14 protein-coding genes are annotated in these 17,587 nt (G+C 43.6%); 4 read left to right on the top strand and 10 right to left on the bottom strand.

The features are described 5' to 3' along the window. Positions 1 to 2,249, bottom strand: a 2,249-nt coding sequence (locus A3756_RS09715; protein WP_156490388.1) for a GAF domain-containing protein, incomplete at its 3' end; no start/stop codon positions are given. Between the two features lie 187 nt (positions 2,250 to 2,436). Between A3756_RS09715 and A3756_RS29215 the strand changes: the two genes are divergently transcribed. The 4 genes from A3756_RS29215 to A3756_RS09695 all read left to right on the top strand — a co-directional run bounded on the left by A3756_RS29215 (position 2,437) and on the right by A3756_RS09695 (position 5,328). Next, positions 2,437 to 3,204, top strand: coding sequence for a methyl-accepting chemotaxis protein (locus tag A3756_RS29215; protein ID WP_068553417.1), 768 nt, complete (start codon positions 2,437 to 2,439; stop codon positions 3,202 to 3,204). 53 nt (positions 3,205 to 3,257) lie between these two features. Then, positions 3,258 to 3,824 (top strand): hypothetical protein, encoded by a 567-nt coding sequence (locus tag A3756_RS09705; protein WP_068553416.1) that lies wholly within the window; start codon positions 3,258 to 3,260, stop codon positions 3,822 to 3,824. A gap of 54 nt (positions 3,825 to 3,878) precedes the next feature. Continuing rightward, the gene (locus tag A3756_RS09700) at positions 3,879 to 4,886 is read left to right on the top strand and encodes a chemotaxis protein CheX (RefSeq protein ID WP_068553415.1); all 1,008 of its coding nucleotides are present in this window, start codon (positions 3,879 to 3,881) and stop codon (positions 4,884 to 4,886) included. Positions 4,887 to 4,959: 73 nt separating this feature from the next. Next, on the top strand, positions 4,960 to 5,328 hold the full coding sequence (locus A3756_RS09695) for a response regulator (RefSeq protein ID WP_068512332.1): 369 nt from the start codon (positions 4,960 to 4,962) through the stop codon (positions 5,326 to 5,328). A gap of 180 nt (positions 5,329 to 5,508) precedes the next feature. On the opposite strand, the gene sucD is transcribed toward A3756_RS09695, so the two are convergent. The 9 genes from sucD to sdhC all read right to left on the bottom strand — a co-directional run bounded on the left by sucD (position 5,509) and on the right by sdhC (position 16,893). Next, positions 5,509 to 6,381 carry a succinate--CoA ligase subunit alpha gene (gene sucD, locus A3756_RS09690; RefSeq protein ID WP_068512330.1) on the bottom strand — a complete coding sequence of 291 codons (873 nt, stop codon included), beginning with the start codon at positions 6,379 to 6,381 and terminating at the stop codon, positions 5,509 to 5,511. Continuing rightward, positions 6,381 to 7,547 (bottom strand): ADP-forming succinate--CoA ligase subunit beta, encoded by a 1,167-nt coding sequence (gene sucC / locus A3756_RS09685; protein ID WP_068512328.1) that lies wholly within the window; start codon positions 7,545 to 7,547, stop codon positions 6,381 to 6,383. Before sucC ends, sucD begins: the two co-directional genes overlap by 1 nt. Before the next feature lie 189 nt (positions 7,548 to 7,736). Then, a complete protein-coding gene (gene lpdA, locus A3756_RS09680; protein WP_068553414.1) occupies positions 7,737 to 9,176 on the bottom strand; it encodes a dihydrolipoyl dehydrogenase in 1,440 nt (479 codons plus the stop codon). Between the two features lie 25 nt (positions 9,177 to 9,201). Then, complete coding sequence (gene odhB, locus A3756_RS09675) at positions 9,202 to 10,431, bottom strand: 2-oxoglutarate dehydrogenase complex dihydrolipoyllysine-residue succinyltransferase (protein WP_068512323.1); 1,230 nt, start codon at positions 10,429 to 10,431, stop codon at positions 9,202 to 9,204. Positions 10,432 to 10,448: 17 nt separating this feature from the next. Next, on the bottom strand, positions 10,449 to 13,289 hold the full coding sequence (locus tag A3756_RS09670) for a 2-oxoglutarate dehydrogenase E1 component (protein ID WP_068512320.1): 2,841 nt from the start codon (positions 13,287 to 13,289) through the stop codon (positions 10,449 to 10,451). Positions 13,290 to 13,681: 392 nt separating this feature from the next. Further along, the gene (locus A3756_RS09665; RefSeq protein WP_068512317.1) at positions 13,682 to 14,386 is read right to left on the bottom strand and encodes a succinate dehydrogenase iron-sulfur subunit; all 705 of its coding nucleotides are present in this window, start codon (positions 14,384 to 14,386) and stop codon (positions 13,682 to 13,684) included. A 15-nt stretch (positions 14,387 to 14,401) separates the two neighbouring features. Beyond that, positions 14,402 to 16,174, bottom strand: a complete 1,773-nt coding sequence (gene sdhA / locus A3756_RS09660; protein ID WP_068508435.1) for a succinate dehydrogenase flavoprotein subunit — start codon at positions 16,172 to 16,174, stop codon at positions 14,402 to 14,404. Positions 16,175 to 16,177: 3 nt separating this feature from the next. Further along, the gene (gene sdhD, locus A3756_RS09655; protein WP_068508433.1) at positions 16,178 to 16,525 is read right to left on the bottom strand and encodes a succinate dehydrogenase, hydrophobic membrane anchor protein; all 348 of its coding nucleotides are present in this window, start codon (positions 16,523 to 16,525) and stop codon (positions 16,178 to 16,180) included. Beyond that, positions 16,519 to 16,893, bottom strand: coding sequence for a succinate dehydrogenase, cytochrome b556 subunit (gene sdhC / locus A3756_RS09650; protein WP_068553413.1), 375 nt, complete (start codon positions 16,891 to 16,893; stop codon positions 16,519 to 16,521). Before sdhC ends, sdhD begins: the two co-directional genes overlap by 7 nt. Positions 16,894 to 17,587: the final 694 nt, after the last annotated feature.

The following is a 17,587-nucleotide window of genomic DNA, read 5'->3' as shown; positions in this document are numbered from 1 at the left end:
TGAACAATGTCGGTAACCTGACTCAAACCATAGGTACGAGCATTCCCTTTCACTGTGTGCATTGAGCGGAACAGGTTAGCAATAATGTCCAGGTCTTTCTCATCATTTGCTTCGATAAGCTGTCGACATTCAGCCAAGAAGTCTTCAGAAGTACCAATAAAGTCGGCAAACTTACTTGCATCAACAGCAAGGATTTCACCAATAATTGCCAACTCACGCTTCTGCTCTTCAGCCTCTGCTTCTAGAGCTTTAAGCTCGGTAACATCTCTGACTGTCACCATTAACTTATCAACTTCACCTTCTTCACTGATAATTGGATCCCAATCCAGCTCAAGAATCTTTTCACGATCATCATCCATGCGGATGTTCATTTCAGTCATTAAGCAATGAGAGTTGAAGTCGTACATCATCTCGTCTTCACCGACAATAGCATCGACACCAGTAATATTCTGATCAACTGCATCAGAACCCGCCGTTGTGTTGCTAAACAACAAGTCCGCAAAGTTACGATCTGCGATACGGTCAGTTTCAAAGATCTGCTCAAGGAATGCTGCATACTCTGGATGAATCAAACCACCCTCGGTAATAGTAAACAAACCTTGGTGCATATTCGCCATCATGTTTGCAATATCGTTGTTCTTCTGACGAAGCTCTGCAGTACGCTCTTCCACTTTCGCTTCCAAGTTTCTGTTTTGCTCTTCGATAACTTCACGCATTCGAATACTTTTGATTGTCGTCACCAAGGATCGCGCTACAGAAGAAACGAACTCATAATCACTATCAGCAAAACTCACATTCTTCACATCACCGGAAAGGTTAATCACACCAACGAGAATCTCTTTGTCGACAAGCGGTACACATAGTAAGGCACGCTCTTGCCCGCCAGCAGACGAGACAAAGTTCTTATCTTTTTCGGTATTTGGAACAAAAATAGTCTTTTTGGTTTCAGCTGCTTTGCCTAGAACACCTTGTCCCATATCAAACTTAACAGCTCCACTACCAGCTTCAATCGCTTTAGGTGGGAAATGTGCTTTCACCTCTAACTGCTGATTTTCATTTGTAAGAAAAACCGAACCCTGCGAAACGCCAATCTTTTCATGCATACTTTGAAGCACTTCTTCAAGAGCAATATTTTGACTCTGAGCACCGGCCAAAGAACGACCAATTGCATTCAATTTGGCAAGATCGATCATCTTCTTACGGATAGCTAAACGCATCGAGTTAAAGTTCTGGGTAGCAAGTAAAATCAGAACTATCAACATCACTATCGAACTCTTAAAGCCGAAGTCCAAACTACCTAACACTTCACCCTGCAAGTCATTAAAGCGAACATCTGCTGCTTTCAATAACTCGTCAAGCCCTTCAATAGATTGTGTTACTGCTGAATCTGCTTCAGACAACTTCTGTTTTGCAACTTCAATTTGCTCCAACTGCCGTTTTTTGTGATCAACAATTGAGGGTGTCTTTTTAATATATTCACTTATTTCAGCATAAGCATCAAAGGCGGCGGGAAGCATATCGTCTTCATCAAAATCCTTAAACACTTCAGCACCCTTAACGAACCAAGAGTGAGAGTCATTGATCGACCACTCAAAATCTCCCATACCTTCGCTGACTCGCCCGATATCCTGAGTGATTTTTATTTCATCAATGGTCTTAAATATATTATTAATCAAGGTAATCGATTGATTAGCAAAGCCTATTACCAAATCCATCTGATCCTTGTACTCTTCAGGTGGCAGGTAATATTGTATTTCATCAAGGGAAGCACCAACATTATCAACTAAGCCAAATAACACGTCAGCTTCTTCTAACATGTAATCTCTTGCCGTCAAAACTTCAGATTTTGACTCAAACATTTCGTTAACTGCATAACGGTAAAGGTCATAGTTACTTTTAATACCAATAACGAGCGCCTTCATTTGCTCATCAGATTCAGCTAGTTTTTCAAGACTGACATATCTTTCATCAAAACTTTTAGCGCCTTTATCGAATGATTTTTTAAAACTAGCAATCTCATCCTGATTCTCAGCATTAAATGCCAGAGAACTGAGTTTTGCTAATTTTAGTAGCTGTATCTGTACATCGTTACTTTCTTTCACGACAGGCACAGCCGTTTCATTCACCCTTGAGGTTGACCCATTGATGTCATTAAGATTCCATAAAGATGATAGCCCGGACACCAATAGCAAAGAGATGATAATGGCAAAACCGAGACCGACTTTCTGATTAAACGTTAATTGCAGCATAGTATTTTCTTTCTTTCTGATAGTTCTAAAGAATTTATTTTTTAACTCTCACCTAGTTACTTTAGCGTAGATTTTAGGAATGTCATGATTTCTCTAATATTTTTCCAGCAAGTTCAAAATATACTGCTAATATAATTTGTAAGCGTTTGATACCTTTCATATCCACCTAACTCAGATTTATAAGAAGATGACTGACAACAACACCCTTTTGTTTTCAATAGCTGCCTTTATTATTGGCAGTTTGATCACGTTTTTCGTGGTACGCACAAGAGCTAATAAGGCTATAGCCGCTATTAATGCTGATACAAACGCGCACCTGGATCAGATTACTCAGCTAGAGGAAAGTAACCAGACACTACAAGAACAATTAGATAGCGCTCTAGGTTCTGTTTCATCTTTTGAAGAACAAATCGGCGGCCTCAACAATCAGATATCTACCGTTCAAGATCAGCTCGAAAATGAAAAAGCAATTCTAGAGAATGAGTATCGCGCACAGATAGATGAACTAAATAGTACCTTCAACGCTGAGAAAGAAAGCCTTAGCTCTCAACTTACTCAAGTTGAAAAAGACCTGGCAGACCTTGCTGACCTACTTGTTACGTTCGAGCGCTGGCACGAAAGCCTAACCCAGCTCATGCTACATAATGCTGAGATGCACACGCAGAACCAGGAGTTTTTCAACATCGTTAAGCAGATTGTAATCCTTGCGCTGAATGCAGCTATCGAAGCTGCAAGAGCAGGCGAACACGGTCGTGGTTTTGCTGTAGTGGCTGACGAAGTTCGTAACTTGGCGATGCGAAGCCAAGAATTAAGTGAGAGCTATAAAGAAAATCTAAACAAGAATGACTTTTTGACCACCGCGACCTTCCAGGACATTCAGGCTAGCGGAAAAATGATACTGACCGATGTCTCGTCCACGACAGAGATTGTTAAAAATATGCTTAACCAGCTATAGAACAGCTGATAACAATGAACAGAACGAAACAAAAGTAAATTTTGGCCACGCATATGTTAGTAAATGAAGAATTCAAAAATGAAATAAAGCGCACCTTCAAAGCAAGTTTTGAAGAGTCAATAACTGCGGGGTCTGACCCTTCCCGCTGGTACATAAAAGAGCGCACAAATCTCGACAACCTTAACGAGGCTGAGTTCTACGTACTGACAATGTCCTCGCAGCTTTTCAGAATATTCGTACTGTTTCACTTTACTAAAAAGCCAGAAACAGAAAGCTTGATTTCAGAGACACTTAAGATTAACCAAAGCAATCTTGATGACGATAAGTTCTATGACTATCTCGGCGAAGTAGGTAATGCATTTTTAGGTGCCATTAAACGAGATATTGGTAAAGCAGTACCAAGCCTTGGCATGTCGACACCAAACCGATTAAGTAAAGATTGTTTAAAGTACATGAAGAGCTTGAATACAAATTTTGAATCTCATTCAGTTGCTGAATACGATGACCAAGCCCTCTTTTACGCGAGCGTTTATTTAGTTGCCGATGAAGAACTCGATATACGTATTGATAGACACTTGATTGAACAAGAAACCGATTCAGGCGAGTTAGAAATGTTTTAATTGCATCTATCCAATAAGAAGACGCAATAAAGATAGATTTAAACAGGAGTAAAAATGAGCGAAACCACACAAATAGTCAGTAAAGTTTTGGTGCACGAATGTAATGATGATGCACTATCTGTACTCAAAGAAGTCTGCACCAAGCATAAGCTTGTCGGCCTAAAAGTTAGTACAGGCAATAATATGATCGGCATTAAAGATGCTTCGAACGAAATAGATGACGTACTAAAGTCTAACGTTGACCTCGGCGCAATATTTCTATCAGAGGATCCTGACCCGAACGGCTTCACCGGTTTAGATTTGTGCATGAAAATTCATCATACACGACCTGAACTACCGATTTTTCTTCGTAGAAGCAGCCTTACTGATACGCAAGACCTTGACCCTGATGTTCAGGAAGCAATTACAGGTGTTTATACACTTGAGACACCTGAAGCTCTAGACGAGCTAATCAGCTCATATGTGTGCAGCATGTACTATCCTATCGAGCTTGCACAGGGCATCCAGGATATTTCCTTAGATGCATTTGAGAACGTCATTAAAGGTACAGATATTAGTTGCGAGCAGCCCTATTTGGTTAAAGACCAAATCATTTACGGTGAGCTGTTTAGCCTTATACCTTTAGAAAGTGACTGGTGTCGTGGGTACATGATGCTACAGACTACTGAGAATGAGATATTGGAGCTTATTAGATCTGGACGCACTGATATAGACACAACACGCCCTGACTCTAGAGACACCAACTCGGTTCTCAATGAGCTGACAAATATGATTTGGGGCGGAATTAAATCCCGTTACTTCCATAGCGGTGAAAGCCCGGATGATGCGCAACGAACACAAGTACCGATCATTGTTAACCATGTACAAAAGCATATTTCTTTTGGTTCCACGGAACCTCAGCTATGCTTTAAATATACGCTTAACGACCCGGGCAGACGCTACCCAAATATTACCTTGTACCAGCGCCTGGTATTTAACCTAAGCTGGTCACCAGAAAAGTTCGCTGAAAGCGACAAAGCAGTTGATGATTTCGTAGATGGCGGAGAGTTAGAGCTATTCTAACCCCAGCGCATTTGCTTAAAATATTTTGAATTTATTTGAATAATAGTCTTTAGAGACAAACGAGGAAAAAAACATGGCTCAAATTCTTGTTGTTGACGATTCTGCAACCGTACGTAATGAAGTTAGCTCATTTATAAAAGGGCACGGCATGACAGTAGAAGTAGCCGTCGACGGTAAAGATGGCTTGGAAAAACTGAAGAAAGACCCAAGCATCAAACTAATTATCTCGGACGTAAACATGCCAAACATGGACGGTTTAACCATGGTTGAAAAAGTACGCGGAGAACTTGGTAACGCAACTGTAAATATTATCATGCTCACTACGGAGAGCGATCCACGCATGAAGCAGCGCGGTAAAGCTGCCGGCGTTAAAGGCTGGATTGTTAAGCCTTTCAAAGGTGACAATGTTGTTGCAAGTATTAAGAAGCTTGTTGGCGCTTAAGCAAACAACCTTATTGCCCCCCCTGAAAAGAGCGATTTATTCGCTCTTTTTTTTGCCTGCGAATAAAAGCAATGAGCCAAGACTGTACTTTATAATGGATACAAAAAAGGCGGGATAGATTAACTCTACCCCGCCCTTTAAAGACTAACTTAAATCGTTAATCTCGCTAATAGCGATATCCTACCAGCCAGCTTTTTCTTTCAGCGCTGAACCAATATCCGCTAGAGAACGAACAGTCTTCACACCAGCTGCCTCGAGTGCAGCGAATTTCTCATCAGCTGTACCCTTACCACCAGCGATGATCGCCCCAGCATGCCCCATACGCTTACCAGCAGGCGCTGTAACACCCGCTATATACGACACAACAGGCTTTGTTACATTAGCCTTGATGTACTCAGCTGCTTCTTCCTCAGCAGTACCACCAATTTCACCAATCATTACAATAGCTTCTGTCTGGGGGTCGTTCTGGAACATTTCCAAAACATCAATAAAGCTAGTACCTGGTACTGGGTCACCACCAATACCTACGCAACTTGACTGACCGAAGCCTGCATCAGTTGTTTGCTTAACCGCTTCATAAGTCAAAGTACCTGAGCGAGAAACAATACCAACCTTTCCTGGTAGGTGAATGTGACCAGGCATGATACCGATCTTAGTCTCTCCTGGGGTGATAACACCAGGACAGTTTGGTCCAATCATACGAACGCCAGCTTGATCAAGCTTAACCTTCACATCAACCATATCCAAAGTAGGAATGCCTTCAGTAATGGTAACGATCAGCTCGATACCTGCATCAATCGCCTCTAAAATCGCATCTTTACAGAAAGGTGCTGGAACATAGATAACCGTAGCCGTCGCACCCGTAGCTTCAACCGCTTCGCTAACAGTGTTGAATACTGGAAGACCAAGATGAGTCTGACCACCCTTACCCGGACTTACACCACCAACCATTTGCGTGCCATATGCAATAGCTTGCTCTGAGTGGAAAGTACCTTGCCCACCAGTAAAACCCTGACAGATAACTTTTGTATCTTTATTAATTAAAACTGACATTATTTACCCTCCGCTGCAGCGACAACTTTTTCTGCAGCATCTGTCAATGATTCTGCCGCGATAATATCCAAATCAGAGCTAGCAAGCACTTCTCTGCCCGCTTCAGCATTTGTACCTTCAAGTCGTACGACAACTGGTACTTCAACACCTACTTCTTTAACTGCACCGATAATACCTTCAGCAATCATGTCACAACGTACAATACCACCAAATATATTAACCAATACTGCTTTTACATTGTCGTCAGACAAAATAATTTTGAATGCTTCTGAAACACGTTCTTTCGTCGCACCGCCACCAACATCCAAGAAGTTAGCAGGCTTACCACCGTGCAAGTTAACGATATCCATCGTACCCATTGCAAGACCGGCACCGTTAACCATACAACCAACATTTCCGTCCAGAGCAACATAGTTCAATTCGAATTTAGCAGCATGTGCTTCACGCTCATCTTCTTGAGAAGGATCGTGCATTTCACGGATCTTAGGCTGACGATATAAAGCATTGCTATCAACGCCAATTTTTCCATCCAAGCAGTGGATGTTACCTTCGTCTGTAATGACTAGAGGGTTGATTTCTAATAGTGCGAAATCATGATCATTGAACATGTTCGACAAACCCATAAACACTTTTACGAACTGCTTGATCTGATCGCCTTCAAGACCTAACTTGAATGCAAGCTCACGACCTTGATACTGCTGTGGGCCAACCAGTGGATCAATTTCAGCTTTGTGAATCAATTCAGGCGTTTCTTCAGCAACAGTTTCAATTTCAACACCACCTTCAGTAGAAGCCATAAACACTACGCGCTGAGACGCTCTATCTACGACGGCACCCAAGTACAATTCGTTAGCAATATCAGTGCAACTTTCAACAAGAATTTTTGCAACTGGCTGACCACTCTCGTCTGTTTGATACGTGACAAGATTCTTACCCAACCAGCTCTCAGCAAAGGCCTTGATCTCTTCTTTGGACTTAACCAGCTTAACGCCACCTGCTTTACCACGGCCACCTGCGTGAACCTGGCACTTCACTACCCACATATCGCCGCCAATTTTATCGGCTGCAGCAGCCGCTTCGTCAGCTGTGTCACATGCATAACCTGTAGAAACAGGCAGTCCGTATTCAGCAAAGAGTTGTTTTGCCTGATACTCGTGTAAATTCATAATTCATTCCGTCATTTAATTGATTAATGCCACTCGTATTAAGTGGCCGGACAAAATCTCGGTCAATCCTTAACCGATCACATTGCGCCACTCATTGCTGGCACAGCGTAAATCCCTTTTCTTTCCCGTGTTATGTTCGCACTAGCCCCGCTTATCTATTGAAATAATGCGGGGAATATGCGTTATTATTTATTTACGTTTCTTTCTATTTGCAATATGAATCGCATGACCACCAACAGCTAATGCAGCTTCATGGACCGTTTCTGACAATGTTGGGTGAGCAAACATTGTCAAACCAAGGTCTTCAGCGCTAGAACCAAACTCCATCGCGATAACCGCTTGCGCAATTAGCTCAGAAGTACTGCCACCTATCATATGAACACCAAGTACTCTGTCCGTCTTAGCATCTGCTAATACCTTAACCATACCTGCAGTGTTATTCGCTGCCATTGCACGGCCATTTGCAGCAAACGGACAAGTACCAACGTTATACTCAACACCGTCAGCCTTTAGCTGCTCTTCAGTACGTCCAACCCAAGAGATTTCAGGGTTGGTATAGATAACCCCGGGAATCGTATCGTAATTAACTTCAGTCTTTTGACCAGCAATACGCTCAGCAACCATAACCCCCTCTTCAGAGCCTTTATGCGCTAGCATTGGACCACGTACAACATCGCCTACGGCATAAACACCCGGAACGCCTGTATTACAATGGTCATCTACGAAGATAAATCCGCGCTCATCGAGGTTTACACCGCTATCAGCCGCTAACAAGTCTTCTGTTACTGGTCGGCGACCGACAGCGACTATCAACTTATCAACCTTAAGTTCTTGCGCACCTTTGGTATCTTCATAGCTAACGTTTACGAGGCCGCGCTTGATATCGGTACCATTAACACGCGCCTTTAATTTAATATCCAAGCCCTGCTTCTTAAATTGCTTAAGCGCTTCTTTTGCAATTTGCTGATCAACAGAACTTAAGAAGGTATCTTGAGCTTCGAGGACCGTTACTTCAGAACCCAAGCGCGCCCATACACTACCCAATTCAAGGCCGATAACACCTGCCCCGATCACGCCCAAACGCTTAGGAACTTCATCAAAGTTCAGCGCACCAGTTGAATCAACGATATGGCCTTCAGTTAAAGGTGCTGGCGGAATCTCTACAGGTGTTGAACCTGTTGCAAGAATCACATTGTCAGCATCGTAAACAGTAACACCACCCTTGGCATCCGTTACTTCAACCTGCTTACCCGCAAGCAATTTACCCGTACCTTGAATCGACGTTACACCATTTGCTTTGAACAAAGATGCAATACCACCTGTTAAATTCTTAACAATCGTATCTTTACGGCCAATCATCTTAGGCACGTCAATCTTCAAATCGTCCAGGCCAATACCGTGCACGTCAAAATCATGCTTCGCCTCTTCATACTTATGTGAAGACTCAAGCAAGGCTTTTGAAGGGATACAACCCACGTTCAAACAGGTACCACCAAGAATCTGCTTACCTGTCTCAGATGTCCACTTTTCAACACACGCAGTCTTTAAGCCAAGCTGACCACAACGAATTGCAGCAACATATCCAGCCGGACCAGAACCAATTACGATTACATCATACTTATTTGACATTTATATTTATCTCCCGGTTCTCGACTTAAATTTCTAGAAGAATTCTAGCTGGATCTTCAATCATTTCCTTGATCGCAACCAGGAACTGAACAGCTTCTTTACCATCAATCATTCGATGGTCATAAGACAAAGCAAGGTACATCATCGGCAAGATCACAACCTCACCATTAACAGCCATAGGTCTCTCTTGAATCTTATGCATACCCAAAATCGCCGTTTGAGGCGGATTCAAGATTGGCGTAGACATCAAGGAACCGAATACACCACCGTTAGAAATAGTGAAAGTACCGCCTGTCATTTCTTCAATAGAGAGCTTACCGTTACGGGCTTTTTGACCATACTCTTTGATTGATCCTTCAATTGTTGCCAAGCTCATACCATCTGCATCGCGTAAGACTGGTACTACCAGGCCTTTATCACTTGATACCGCTACACCAATATCCTGATAACCATGATAAACAATTTCATCACCATCGATTGACGCATTAACTGCCGGGAAGCGCTTCAAGGCTTCAGCAGCTGCTTTAACGAATAAGGACATGAAACCAAGCTTAGTGCCATCATGCTTCTTCTCAAACAACTCTTTATATTGTTTTCTAAGATCCATTAAGGGCTTCATGTTAACCTCATTAAAGGTGGTCAACATGGCAGTATTTTGACTTGCATCCAACAATCGACGTGCAATGCTTGCTCTTAAGCGAGTCATAGGCACTCGTTTTTCAGCGCGAGCGCCAAGATCAAGCGCTACTGGCGCAGCAGGGGCCGATACTGGCTTACTAGCTGGCGCAGCAGCGGCCGGAGCAGGTGCACTAGTAGCAGTTGCAAGGTGCGCAACAACATCCTCTTTTGTCAAACGACCGTCTTTACCACTTGCTGCAATAGCTGACGGATCAAGACTATTTTCTTGCACCAATTTTTTAGCAGCCGGGCTCATGATAACTTCGGCAGCAGGGGCCGACTCTTCAGTCGCCGCCGGAGCCGCTTCAGCTGCGGGTGCTGCGGCACTTGTACCGCTTGCGCCAGCTGTAAACTTACCGATGACTTCGCCACTTAGGACAATATCGCCCTCTTGCTTTAAAATAGATTCAATCACACCATCATCTGGCGCAACGACTTCAAGAACGACTTTATCAGTTTCTATATCGACGATGAGTTCATCACGCGATACCTGCTCTCCAGCTTGCTTATGCCAAGTGGCAACTGTTCCATCCGCGACTGACTCTGGGAAGGTTGGGGCTTTAATTTCTGTAGACATTTCCAATCCTTATTAAACTATTCAACATCAAACGCTTGGTTAACTAGCGCATTTTGTTCTTCAACATGTACCGAAATATAGCCTGCAGCAGGAGCAGCGGAGCTTTTACGTCCGGCGTATCTTAAATATATTTTTTCATCAATTTCTTTGAGCACTCGACGCATTCTATGCTGCGTTGGATACCATGCACCCTGATTTTGGGGCTCTTCCTGACACCAAACAACATCACTTGCTTTCGGGTACTGTTCCAAGATGGCCTTAAGATCATCCCCAGGGAACGGATACAATTGCTCGATACGAATCACCGCAGTATCAGTAATTTCATTATGCTGTTGGAAATTCAACAGGTCATAATAAACCTTACCGCTACACATAATGACGCGTTTTATATTGCGAACATCATCAACATAGCTATCGCCAATAACTGTCTGGAATGTACCTGAGCTCAAATCATCAAGCGTTGAGGTAGCTTCTTTGTGACGAAGTAAACTCTTCGGCGTAATGGCGATCAGAGGCTTCCTCAAAGGTCGTTTAACCTGACGACGAAGCATATGGAACACCTGTGCTGGCGTAGTTGGCACACAAACCTGGATATTATGCTCAGCACACAACTGCAAGTAGCGTTCCAAGCGAGCGGAGGAGTGTTCAGGACCCTGACCTTCATAACCGTGAGGTAGTAGCATGGTTAGGCCACATAGGCGCCCCCACTTTAACTCACCACTGGTAATAAACTGGTCAATAACAACTTGTGCGCCGTTTGCGAAGTCACCAAACTGAGCTTCCCAAACTACGAGTGCACCAGGGTTGGTCGTTGCAAAACCATATTCAAAGGCAAGAACCGCCTCTTCCGATAACAAGGAGTCGATAATCTCGCACTTAGGCTGATCTTCTTTGATATTCTGCAAAGGCACATAAGTCGATCCATCTGTCTGGTTGTGTAAAACAACATGACGATGAGAGAAGGTACCGCGACCAACATCTTGACCTGAGATACGAATTTCATGACCTTCTGCTAGCAAACTAGCATAAGCCATTACCTCGCCATAACCCCAGTTCAGCGGCATTGCGCCCTGATTCATTTTATTTCGATCTTCAATGATCTTCTGAACCTGCTTCTGAATAGGAAAGCCTTCATGTATCGCACCTAGCTTTTTACCTAAACGCTGCAAGGTTTTGGCATTGACCGAAGTCTTAGCCTTAGCTGTCCACTCATGGCCAATGAATGGCGTCCAGTCAACATACATAGACTTATTCGGTTCCAGAACCAAACTCTTGGTAACATGATCACCGTTCTCTAGTGCTGAACGGTAGTCATTTTCAAGCTTTTTAGACTGTTCTTGTGAGATCACCTGCTCTTCAAGTAAGCGCTCAGAGTAGATAGAACGAGTTGTCTTCAAGCTCTTGATCACTTGATACATTAATGGCTGCGTGCCCGAAGGCTCATCCGCCTCGTTATGACCACGACGGCGATAGCAGAACAAGTCAATAACGACATCTTTCTTAAACTGATTGCGGAAATCAATTGCAACCTGAGTAGCAAACAAAACAGCTTCGGGGTCATCACCATTTACATGCAAGATTGGCGCTTCGATCATCTTTGCAACGTCGGTACAATACTCTGTTGAGCGCGTGTCTTCACGCTTATTGGTGGTAAAGCCAACCTGGTTATTAATAATAATATGTACGGAACCACCCGTACCATAACCACGAGTTTGTGACATCTGGAAGGTTTCCATCACCACACCCTGACCTGCAAACGCAGCATCGCCATGCATGATAATAGGTACGACAGAATCCCGACGCTCATCTTCCCTTCTACCCTGGCGCGCTCGAACCGAGCCTTCAACAACCGGAGAAACAATCTCAAGATGTGAGGGGTTAAACGATAAGGCTAGATGCACTTCGCCACCTGGCGTCATCACATTCGATGAAAAGCCCTGGTGGTATTTAACGTCACCGGAACCAATATCATGGAGTTTTTTACCGTCAAACTCATCGAACAAGTCTTTCGGGTTTTTACCAAGCGTATTCACCAAAACGTTTAGGCGACCACGGTGAGCCATACCTATAACGATTTCTTTAGCACCATAACCACCGGCACGCTGAATCAGCTCATCCATCATCGGGATCAGACTTTCACCACCCTCCAAGCCAAAGCGTTTGGTACCTGGGTAACGAGAGCCAAGATATTTTTCTAAGCCTTCTGCTGCTGTTAAACGCTCTAGCAGATGGTAGCGCGTATCAAATTCGTAATTGGGCTTACCTTTTACTGACTCAATACGCTCTTGAAACCATGTACGAATATCTGTGTCTACGATATGCATGTACTCAGCGCCAAGCGATGAGCAATAGGTTTCTTTCAGTCCGTTAACAATCTCTCGAAGACTCAACTCATCGGAACCGAAGACCAAGTTACCAATCTGAAATTCGGTATCCAGGTCGGCCTCGCTCAAACCGTGATATTCAAGCTCCAAATCAGGAACATCAACCCGCTCCATCAAACCTAAGGGATCAAGCTTTGCTGCCTGGTGGCCACGAATTCGATAGGAGTTAATCAATTGAGCGACTTTAACTTGCTTCTTATCGTGCTCAGAGGTTGCGCTTGCGGGAGTAGTCAGTTCGTGACTTGCGTATTTGTTTTTGGAAAGGTGGAGAAACTGTTCACGAATGGTCGAATGAGGGATGTCTTTCTTAGCATGACCATTAACTCTTGGGAGTTGGTCAAAGTAGCTTCGCCATTCTTCAGAGACGCTGTTAGGATCAGCCAAATAAGCGTCGTACAGCTGTTCAACGTATACTAAATTTCCGCCAGACAAGTGAGATGTCCGCCAGAGTTGTTCCATGATGCTTTCTTGCATTAAAAGCTCGCCTTAGTTAGCAGTAAATGCGAATACCAGGCACTATCTTATTGGCGGCCAATATGTATCTCTAAGATACCTATACGTAGCCTAACGATAAAAAGCGATTTCGCCTTGTAACGCCCTACATAACAGGCTCGGATGACTGCTGCCTCAAAGATAATACGGGTGTTACCCGATTCCCCAGTGGTTATTATTTCTCAGCGAACTGCAAATTCGGCTTTTTGGGCTTACTTTACAGTTTCCTAAGTTTTCAGACCTAGGCTAAAGCACTAGGTCTGAAAGGATTCATCACTTGATTATAGACATAAATTCAAAACTTGCAGATTATTGCAATTGATTATGTCTCGACGGCAGAAAGTCTACCCTGACCACTACCGTCTTCAGCACTATTAAGTTGAGCGCTGCAACAACATATTTCTAATATGACCAATAGCTCGCGTTGGATTAAGCCCCTTAGGACAAACGCTAACGCAGTTCATGATACCCCGACAACGGAAAACACTGAAAGGGTCATCCAAATCAGCTAAACGCTCTGCCGTAGCAGTATCACGTGAGTCAGCCAAAAATCTGTATGCCTGTAACAAACCTGATGGCCCGACAAACTTGTCAGGATTCCACCAGAATGATGGGCAAGCTGTTGAACAACAAGCACATAAGATACATTCATACAATCCATCCAGCTTTTCACGATCTTGAGGCGTCTGTATACGCTCAATAGCAGGTGCTGGCGTATCATTAATCAAGAATGGCTTAATTTTCTCGTATTGCTTGTAGAACATAGACATATCTACAACCAAGTCACGAATAACCGGCAAGCCCGGCAAAGGACGAATGATTAACTTGTTACCCTTCACAACTTCTGAAAGAGGTGTAATACAAGCCAATCCATTCTTACCATTCATGTTCAAACCATCTGAACCACAAACACCTTCACGACAAGAGCGGCGGTAAGCCAGTGATGGATCTTTTTCCTTAAGCAAGCCCAGGACATCAAGAACCATCAAATCTTTCCCTTCAGGGATCTGTAACTCAACATCCTGCATATAGGGTGCAGTGTCTTGTTCAGGATTATAGCGATATAAACTTACTAACATCTTCCAAATCTCCCCTTAGTAAGAGCGTACTTTTGGTGGGAACGCATCAACGGTCTTAGGCGAGAAATTAACATCACGCTTACCAACGCGCTTCTCTAGAGGGAAGTACATTGAGTGTTTCAACCAGTTTTCATCATCACGCTCAGTAAAATCATTACGAGCATGAGCACCACGACTTTCTTTACGTCCTTCTGCAGCTACAGCTGTTGCGTAAGCAACTTCGAACAAGTTATCCAGCTCAAGCGCTTCGATACGAGCAGTATTGAAAGCAGCGCTCTTATCTTCAAGATGAGTATTCTTAACTCTCTCACCTATTTCGTCGAGCATCTTAAGACCTTTCTGCATGGTCTCACCTTCACGGAAAACGCCAAAGTAAAGCTGCATCGTGCTTTGCAAATCTTCTCGAACCTTAGCAACACTTTCACCGCCAGTCGTATTATCCAAACGATCCAAACGACTTAATGCGGCTTCGATATCAGCCTCTGTTGCATCATCAGTTGCAAAACCTTCGCGCAAAGATTTCTCAATCTGCAAACCGGCAGCACGACCAAATACAACCAAATCAAGTAGCGAGTTACCACCAAGACGATTTGCACCATGAACTGATACACAAGCAGCTTCACCACAAGCATATAGACCTTCGATAACGTGATCGTTACCTTCAGCATCCTGCGTTAGTGCCTGACCACCGATATTAGTCGGAATACCACCCATCATATAGTGACAAGTTGGTACAACCGGAATTGGTACCTTAACCGGATCAACGTGAGCAAATGTACGTGACAATTCAAGAATACCTGGAAGCTTGGCATTCAAGGTTTCTTCACCCAAATGGTCCAACTTCAACATAACGTGATCTTTATTTGGACCACAACCACGGCCTTCTAGTATTTCCATAACCATTGAACGCGCAACAACGTCACGACCAGCAAGATCTTTAGCGTTAGGTGCGTAACGTTCCATGAAACGTTCGCCTTCGCCATTGATCAGGTAACCACCTTCACCACGACAACCTTCTGTTACCAGTGTACCCGCTCCAGCGATACCTGTTGGGTGGAACTGCCACATTTCCATATCCTGCGCTGGGAAGCCAGCGCGAAGCGCCATCCCCATACCGTCACCAGTATTAATCAAAGCGTTAGTAGTCGACTGATAAATACGACCAGCACCACCCGTCGCCATAACAGTTGCCTTAGCCTTAACGTATACACGCTCACCTGTTTCAATACAGATAGCAATGACACCAACCACTGCACCTTTTTGGTTTTTCACCAAATCGACTGCATACCATTCATTAAGAAAGGTAGTGCCGCCCTTCAAGTTGCCCTGGTATAGTGCGTGCAATAGTGCGTGACCTGTACGGTCAGCAGCAGCACAAGTACGTGCAGCCTGAGTCGGATTATCCGGCCCTTTAGACTGGCCACCAAACGGGCGCTGGTAGATACGACCTGCTTCAGTTCGCGAGAAAGGCAAACCCATATGATCCAATTCAAATACAGCCTGAGGGCCAACTGAACACATATATTCAATTGCGTCCTGATCACCGATATAGTCTGACCCTTTAACAGTGTCATACATGTGCCAGCGCCAATCATCATTTGGATCCGCACTTGCGATCGCACAAGTTATACCACCTTGAGCAGAAACCGTGTGAGAACGAGTTGGGAATACTTTAGTAATACAAGCTGTTTTGATGCCGGATTCTGTCAATTGAAGTGCTGCGCGCATACCAGCACCGCCACCACCAATAACTATTGCATCATAATTAAGCGTTCTTAATTTAGACATTTCTTACAGCCCCCAAAGAATCTGAACACCCCAGACCACGTAAACGAACATGACCAGGCCACAACCAGCTTGAAAAATAAACCTGAATACCATTGCTTTTAGATAGTCTGTAGACACCGTCCACAAACCGATCCAAGCGTGAGCACCCAAAGATAACAAAGCAAGTAAAGAAAATACTCTGACACAAGTTTGACTAAACAGCTCACTCCACTGCATGTATGTCAAGTCAGGGTTTAGCACTAGATAACCCAGAATAAATACCGTGTAAGCAGCCAACACAACTGCTGTAACACGCTGAATCATCCAATCATAGAGTCCACTACGACCAAAACTAGTAACACTTGCTACCATAACCAAACTCCTGCCAATAAGATAAGTACAACTGACACTGCTATAACAACTTTGGCACCGAACTGGCCAGCTTCAAGCGTTTCACCAATACCACAGTCCATTAATAAATGTCTAATTCCCGCTACCAAGTGATAAAGAAGCGCAGAAACCAAGCCCCACATAATCAAAGTAACAAAAGCACCGTCCAGACACTCTTTAGCGGCGTTAAAACCGTCTTCGCTCGAGAGCGAAAGTTCAAGGACATACATAAGAATTGCCACACCAACGAACAAGGCCACACCGGTAACACGGTGCACAATTGACGTTAGCGCAGGCAGAGGAAAACTAAATTGAGTTAGATCGAGATTTACAGGTCGTTTATCTTTCACAGCACATATACTCTCTCAAGTTGGCATGAGCTAATTTAAACAAAGGAAGGCATCTCTAAAGATTCGCCAACCCTTGCAACCTTTTTATAATAAGATGTTTCAACGCTATTCAGCCTTGCCGCCCGAAAATCTACAATAAAGATTATCCGAAACAAAACGTGAAATAGGCCACCACCTAATTTTGCTGACGGATTATAGGGATTAAGGCCGCGAAATACAAACCACGAACAAAAATAACGGCATTATTTGGCCATTATAAATTTTCTTGTATTTGACAATAATATTTCAGCAACATAGTAGCCCCGCCTTAGGCAGCTCTGGCACCATATCAAGCTTTTTTTCTTAGTTTTCATACCCACTTTGCACCAAATTAGCTTTTATTAGATATTTCCGCGCCACAGCCGTGCAAATTTCACCCACCCAAAAAGCCGAAACTTTCTTTGATTTTTTTTTCATCTACATTGGCACATTACAGAGACGTGACTATAGTCATTCTATTTGGCATAATGCGCAAACTTTTAAGTCGCCAACTGGCCGCAAGCTTTTTACCTATTAAGCAGCAGCTACGCTTGGCTTACTCTATCTCAGCAACAGGAGAGCACCATGACTGATAAAAAAGCTCAGTTATCGGTTGATGGGAAAACCATCGATTTACCAATTTATTCTGGCTCTGTCGGCCCAGATGTAATAGATG

The sequence above is a fragment of the Oleiphilus sp. HI0086 genome (genome assembly GCF_001635225.1).
The sequence above is the reverse complement of the archived record's forward strand: the minus strand, read 5'-3'. Positions and strand labels throughout refer to the sequence as shown.